Origin of the sequence: Moorena sp. SIO2C4 (assembly GCF_010672485.1) — a bacterium.
GTDB classification, from domain to species: domain Bacteria; phylum Cyanobacteriota; class Cyanobacteriia; order Cyanobacteriales; family Coleofasciculaceae; genus Moorena; species Moorena producens.
Window position 1 is genome coordinate 1 of sequence record NZ_JAAHGN010000438.1, and the last position, 5,980, is coordinate 5,980.

Annotated in this window: 6 protein-coding genes; 2 read left to right on the forward strand and 4 right to left on the reverse strand. The window is 43.6% G+C overall.

Going from position 1 to position 5,980, the window contains the following annotated elements; translation table 11 throughout:
• Nucleotides 1–89: 89 nt before the first annotated feature.
• Nucleotides 90–581 carry a Fic family protein gene (locus tag F6K20_RS21270; protein WP_353736797.1) on the reverse strand — a complete coding sequence of 164 codons (492 nt, stop codon included), beginning with the start codon at nucleotides 579–581 and terminating at the stop codon, nucleotides 90–92.
• Nucleotides 512–940, reverse strand: a complete 429-nt coding sequence (locus tag F6K20_RS21275; RefSeq protein ID WP_008181783.1) for a hypothetical protein — start codon at nucleotides 938–940, stop codon at nucleotides 512–514. The genes F6K20_RS21270 and F6K20_RS21275 overlap by 70 nt, the downstream gene beginning before the upstream one ends.
• A gap of 543 nt (nucleotides 941–1,483) precedes the next feature.
• Here F6K20_RS21275 and F6K20_RS21280 point away from each other — a divergent pair.
• On the forward strand, nucleotides 1,484–3,013 hold the full coding sequence (locus F6K20_RS21280) for a YifB family Mg chelatase-like AAA ATPase (RefSeq protein WP_008181781.1): 1,530 nt from the start codon (nucleotides 1,484–1,486) through the stop codon (nucleotides 3,011–3,013).
• 361 nt (nucleotides 3,014–3,374) lie between these two features.
• On the forward strand, nucleotides 3,375–4,418 hold the full coding sequence (gene csaB / locus F6K20_RS21285; RefSeq protein WP_008181779.1) for a polysaccharide pyruvyl transferase CsaB: 1,044 nt from the start codon (nucleotides 3,375–3,377) through the stop codon (nucleotides 4,416–4,418).
• Nucleotides 4,419–4,568: 150 nt separating this feature from the next.
• Here the strand turns inward: csaB and F6K20_RS21290 are convergent, their stop codons facing one another.
• Nucleotides 4,569–4,892 carry a substrate-binding domain-containing protein gene (locus F6K20_RS21290; protein ID WP_287295946.1) on the reverse strand — a complete coding sequence of 108 codons (324 nt, stop codon included), beginning with the start codon at nucleotides 4,890–4,892 and terminating at the stop codon, nucleotides 4,569–4,571.
• On the reverse strand, nucleotides 4,852–5,586 hold the full coding sequence (locus F6K20_RS21295) for a hypothetical protein (RefSeq protein WP_008181775.1): 735 nt from the start codon (nucleotides 5,584–5,586) through the stop codon (nucleotides 4,852–4,854). The genes F6K20_RS21290 and F6K20_RS21295 overlap by 41 nt, the downstream gene beginning before the upstream one ends.
• Nucleotides 5,587–5,980: the final 394 nt, after the last annotated feature.

Below are 5,980 nucleotides of genomic sequence, written 5' to 3' on the forward strand. Positions count from 1 at the left end.
TTTCATAGACGTTATAGTCGTTAGACCAAATTACGCAATACGTATCTAATACATATTTTTTACGTTGTCTACTTATGATTAGATCATACCTATCTAAAGAAAAGTTTATTAATTATACTCTTATTATAGCACACAAAAGGAAAAGCAGTCCTAGAAGGATGGGGCGCGATTACCCAAAGTTTTTGGTAAAGTGTATCGTAGTAGCTTTCCTTTGTCCGTTCTACAATGCGTTCCAAACTAATAAACCGCCCCACCTCGTAACCAGCTTTGTATAGTAACAGTAGTGTCAGCAGCCGAGCCATCCGTCCATTGCCATCACTAAAAGGGTGGATGCACAGAAAATCTAAGACGTAGGTGGGGATGAGCAGTAAGGGTTCGATTTGCTCAGACTGCCAGAGGCGATTGAATTGTTCATGCAAGCGTTCCATCGCGGATGGTGTAGCATAAGCCGCAAGTGGTTGAAACCTCACAACCTTTGTACCATCTGGGTAAGTTTGGCTGATTTGATTATCTACCGACTTCCAGCGCCCACCCTCACCAACAGAAAACTGATAAAGGTCACGATGCAGCTGTAACACCACCCCTGGAGTGAAAGGGATGTTAGCATAGCTGCTGTGGATGGTACTAAGTACATCTCGATAGCCAGCAATTTCTTGTTCGGAGCGATCGCTTTTAGCGGAAGCGAAGCTTCATCGCGGGGCGTAGTTTTTTCCGCTACCAGTTCCTTGATGCGTTCCAGGGGCACTGTAATGCCTTCTATGCGGTTGGAGGACTCCGTACTCTGAATAATCGCCGCCTGACGTAGTGTTTGCAAAACTTGGGGTGACTGTTCTTTGAACAGTTCTTGCTTGCCTTTGTACTCACCAATCAGCCGGATAGTACGCAGTAGATTTTGAGTAATCAGCTGGCGCTCAATAAAACCTGGTTCAAACGACTGCATGGGTAATTCCTATCAACCCAACCTCAGTATACTAGACTTGGCGGCAGTTGTAGGGAACAGGGAACTTCGGAGCAGCGGATCACCTGAACAAGAATTGAGACAAACACTATCAGAACAATACTTTTGTAAGAGGTCTACTATAATTGTTGCGTTAGTGGAAAACTATCTGTAATATCAACTTCGATTAATGTCTTCCCAAATAGTCCCTGGATTTTTGGTAATAGGTAATGGCTAATGGCTAATGGTCGTAAGATTACTGATTACTGATTACTGATTCCCGAGTCCCAATTACTGATTCCCGAGTCCCGATTCCCGGAAAATCCTAGGTTACATCCCTTTTATGGAAAGGAGATCAGTACTCTTGATTTATGTAATTTCCCGGTTAAACTCTCCAGGCGATAAGCACTATACTTGCCTTTAAGTGAAGGTTCGTAAAAAGAGAAACGAAGGAAAAAGTGAGACTGGTAATGGGGAGATGGGGAGTTTTCCTACTCTCCCCTTATTTGATTTTCCTTGTCCCAAAACACTTATCAGGCTAACACTATGCTGGCTAGGGTTTGGAGTGGTTCAATTATCGGCATTGATGCTGTAAAAGTAGGGGTTGAAGTAGATGTGTCTGGTGGCTTACCGGGAATTGTAGTCGTTGGTTTACCGGATACCGCTGTCCAAGAGTCTAGAGAACGGGTGAAAGCAGCACTGAAAAATGCTGGTTTTGCCTTTCCGATACGCAAGATTGTGATTAACCTGACCCCGGCTGACTTACGGAAAGAAGGTCCTAGTTTTGATTTACCAATCAGTGTCGGGATTTTAGCGGCATCGGAACAGTTAAATCCTCAGTTATTGGGAGACCACCTATTTCTCGGAGAAGTGTCTCTTGATGGCAGTTTGCGACCTGTGGCTGGTGTACTTCCAATTGCTGCGGCAGCAAAGCAAATGGGAATTAGTGGCTTAGTGGTTCCTGCTGACAATGCTACAGAAGCTGCAGTGGTGAATGGCATCACTGTGTATGGATTTGAGCACCTATCCGATGTTGCTGATTTCCTTGACCAGCCAAACCGCTATTCACCGGTAGAGATTGATAGCGTGGGGGAGTTGCAAGTAACCCAGTCTACTGCACCGGATTTAAAGGATGTTAAAGGTCAGGCTCATGGGCGTCGAGCTTTAGAAATTGCTGCGGCTGGGGGACATAATTTAATCTTTGTCGGTCCTCCTGGCAGTGGTAAAACCATGTTGGCGCGACGATTACCGGGAATTTTGCCACCGTTGAGTTTTGCTGAAGCTTTGGAGGTCACTCAAATTTATTCTGTTGCTGGCTTATTGAAAAATCGCGGCAAACTGATCTGCGATCGCCCTTTTCGCAGTCCCCATCATTCCGCCTCTGGTCCGTCTCTTGTCGGTGGTGGTAGTTTTCCGAAACCGGGGGAAATTTCCTTAGCCCACCGGGGAGTTCTATTTTTAGACGAGTTGACAGAATTCAAGCGCAATGTGTTAGAGTTCTTACGCCAACCTTTGGAAGACGGACAAGTCACTATTTCCCGCACCCGCCAATCGGTACAGTTTCCTGCTCAGTTTACCTTAGTGGCTAGTACCAATCCCTGTCCCTGTGGATACTTTGGTGACCCAATTCAACCCTGCAGCTGTTCCCCTCGCCAACGGGAACAATATTGGTCGAAGCTATCAGGACCATTAATGGATCGCATTGATTTACAAGTAGCTGTCAATCGGCTTAAACCTGAAGAAATCACTAGACAGTCTACAGGAGAAGAATCAGCACCGGTGCGAGAACGAGTCCAAGTCGCACGCGATCGCACTCGTGACCGCTTCCAAACTGAACCGACTCTTCATTGCAATGCTCAGATGCAAAGCCATCATCTACGTCGATTCTGTAAATTAGATGATACTTCCCGTAATGTATTAGAAAGCGCTATTCGCAAACTTGGTCTTTCTGCTAGAGGCACCGACCGTATTCTCAAAGTTGCCCGTACCATTGCCGACCTGAGTGGTAATGATGACCTTAAAACTGAACATGTTGCTGAAGCCATTCAATATCGTACTATTGATCGCATGCAATAAGATGCAATTAGGGGCAATTAATGGGTTAATCGATCTAACAGATGGGAATATAGCTGGTAGGGTGGGCAAAAATAGTTTGGTTATGCGTGACTATTCTAGATAATATTACTTTGCCCACCCTACTTTAATTGGTATTTTTTTTACACGCTATTGATCCCATGCAATAGGATGCAATCAGGGGCAATTGATGGGTTAACGGATCGGTTAACAGATGGGAATATAGCTTGTAGGGTGGGCAAAAACAGTTTGGTTCAAATGAGTATTCTAGATAATATTACTTTGCCCACCCTACTTTAATTGGTATTTTTTTTACACTCACGGATGGGAATATGGGGAGTAGTAGCCAAGACGAGTTGAAGGCATGAAGCAAGTCAAAGCAGTTTTATGTGGATATTACGGCAAGGGCAACGGTGGCGATGAAGCATTGTTAGCGTCACTGCTGCAAATGCTACCAAAGTCAGTGAAGCCGATAGTCCTTTCCGGTAACCCTAGTCAAACTCGTCAGCGCTATGGAGTGGAAAGTTGCGATCGCATGTCTACCCTACCAGTGCTCAAAGCTATGCGCCTTTCCGAACTATTCATCTGGGGGGGTGGTAGTTTAATCCAAGATGTGACTAGTGCCGCTAGCCCTCTCTACTACTGTGGTTTAATGGGATTAGCCCAAAGGATGGGTCTGAAAACCATTGCTTGGGCCCAGGGGGTTGGTCCAATTAAGCGTCGGCTGATTGGTTGGCTAGCCCAGCGGTCCTTCACCGGATGTACAGCAGTCAGTGTCAGGGATTATGGCTCAGCGACACTCCTAGCAGATTGGGAAATTCCCTTTATTATGGCTCCGGATCCAGTTTGGGCATTAGACTCCAAACCTGTACCAGGATTGTGGGATTTACCAGCACCAAGAGTAGCAGTTACTTTGCGATCGCATTCTACCCTAACTCCCAAACGCCTGAATAATCTGACCCATGCCTTAGTGGATTTTCAGAAAGCCACACAAACCTGTATTTTATTAGTCCCTTTCCAAGCTTCCCGAGATTTGGCCATTGCCCAATCTATTGCGTCTCAGTTAACGGGTCCCCATCAGATCTTTTCTATAGAAGACCCTAGAGAATTGAAAGGATTATTTCGGGGGGTGGAAATGGCGATTGGGATGCGCTACCACAGTTTGATTATGGCAGCAGCGGAAGAATGTCGATGTTTTGCCCTCAGTTATGACCCCAAAGTTAACTACTTGATGGAGCAACTGGATTTACCTGGATGGGATGTTGCTAGTTTACCAGATGACCCCAATGTGATTAGTAAAACCTGGCTAGAACACTATGCTAATGGTGAAGCATTGACTAAAGATCAAATTCAGTCATTGGTAGACCGGGCAAGGATGCATCAGGATGTGCTGATGGAAGTTTGTTAATTGTTAATTTTTACTTTAGCAAAGGGAACAGGGAGTAGGGAGTAGGGAGTAGGGAATATGGCATCAAAAATTATCACATTTGATTTAGGAGCCCTATTGTTAATTGTTAATTTTGACTTTTTACTTTTGTAAGCATTCAGCAGTCAGCTCTCAGCGGTCATCTGACTGCTGAATGCTTACTTTTAAGTTAGGATTAACCGCTATAGCAATACCATTAATGGCGACGGGGATTGCTCTGATACTAAAGCCATTTTGTCTGGCCTGGTAACTTTCTTTATCTGTGATGTACCGAGAGGATTGAGCCAAATATAACTGCCCGTTTAATAACATTTTTATTCCAGTAACAGAGCCTGGTAGTTCAGTTTCATTTTCCTCGTATTTCAATTTTAATTTTGGCTGCATCCTTTGAATCGGTTGGTCTACCTCTTTGCGCTTACCCTGACTCAAGCCAGCTAATTGGCGTCTGCTGATCACAGCTACTGTGACCACTAAAGATGAAAATCTGGTAGCCTGGTTCTTGCCAAAGTGCTTCCGATAGTTCTTCTTTGGTAGGCTGAAGTAATAACTTAACCTCTGCTCCTTTTTTTTCTAAATTTTTAACTATCTTGATATCGTTTTCGGTTTGGATGTCGTCACTCCTTCCCACAACCAGCAAAATTCGGACTTTCCAATATTTTTGAATGGTAATAATTGTCTGAGCTTGCTTACCATAAAGCCTTAAAGCTATTTCAGAGTCTGAGTAGTAGTTTTTCAACAAATCCCACTCTTGCCAAGGGATACGACCTAATTGAATAAACTTCTCCTCGGGAAAATCAAGGATGATGTACATTTCTTCTTTTTTAGCACCCTGCCATCGGCTTCCTACTTCGATTAATTTATCCCGGATCGGCTGCCATTGGCTACTGCCAAAGTTGAGCCATTCATTTACCCAGGCTATCACTTCCCTAGCCTGGCTCTGAACATCGGAAGAAACAATCACATTTTTGAGTTCGAGGCGTACACCCTCTAAACTACGATAGCCGGACAGCCATTGATTGAATGATGATTGCAAATCTGGTGGTTGGGGCGGTAAAAAACCTCTCAGGTCTTCTGGTTGATTAGATATGATCAATGTGATATCGAATTCCTGGTCATGACTTTTCGATAGTCTGATTTTTATTTTTGTCATTTTTGTCTCTTGACAACTCTACTACCTTACCTCTAGGTAGGTGGATATGATTTCTAAAAACCTATCCTTATGAACCCGTGACCATAATACTTTTAATTAATAGTTTAAGTATTGTGAAATCAATCATGTGGCCAATATGACTTGTTTGGTTTATATATAGAGTGGAAATAGCGAAACTTTAACCAGGAGTCATCTATATATAAACGCTTACTTTTGCATACTTTTGTAATCCGAAAAATCGGCGTGCGATCGCATAAGACAAAATTGACTGAATTTAGTCAATAAGCGCCAAATTGGCTTAATCGATTTGGCACTCTTAAGTCTTAAAAGTAAATAAGATTAATCAATACTTAAGCATTCAGCAGTCAGCCGTCAGCAGTCAGCTTATTTTATA

Bases quoted from the DNA above. Each gene is read 5' to 3' on its own strand.
- F6K20_RS21275 (WP_008181783.1), bottom strand. From the start codon at position 940: ATGCAGTCGTTTGAACCAGGTTTTATTGAGCGCCAGCTGATTACTCAA.
- F6K20_RS21280 (WP_008181781.1), top strand. From the start codon at position 1,484: ATGCTGGCTAGGGTTTGGAGTGGTTCAATTATCGGCATTGATGCTGTA.
- csaB (WP_008181779.1), top strand. From the start codon at position 3,375: ATGAAGCAAGTCAAAGCAGTTTTATGTGGATATTACGGCAAGGGCAAC.
- F6K20_RS21295 (WP_008181775.1), bottom strand. From the start codon at position 5,586: ATGACAAAAATAAAAATCAGACTATCGAAAAGTCATGACCAGGAATTC.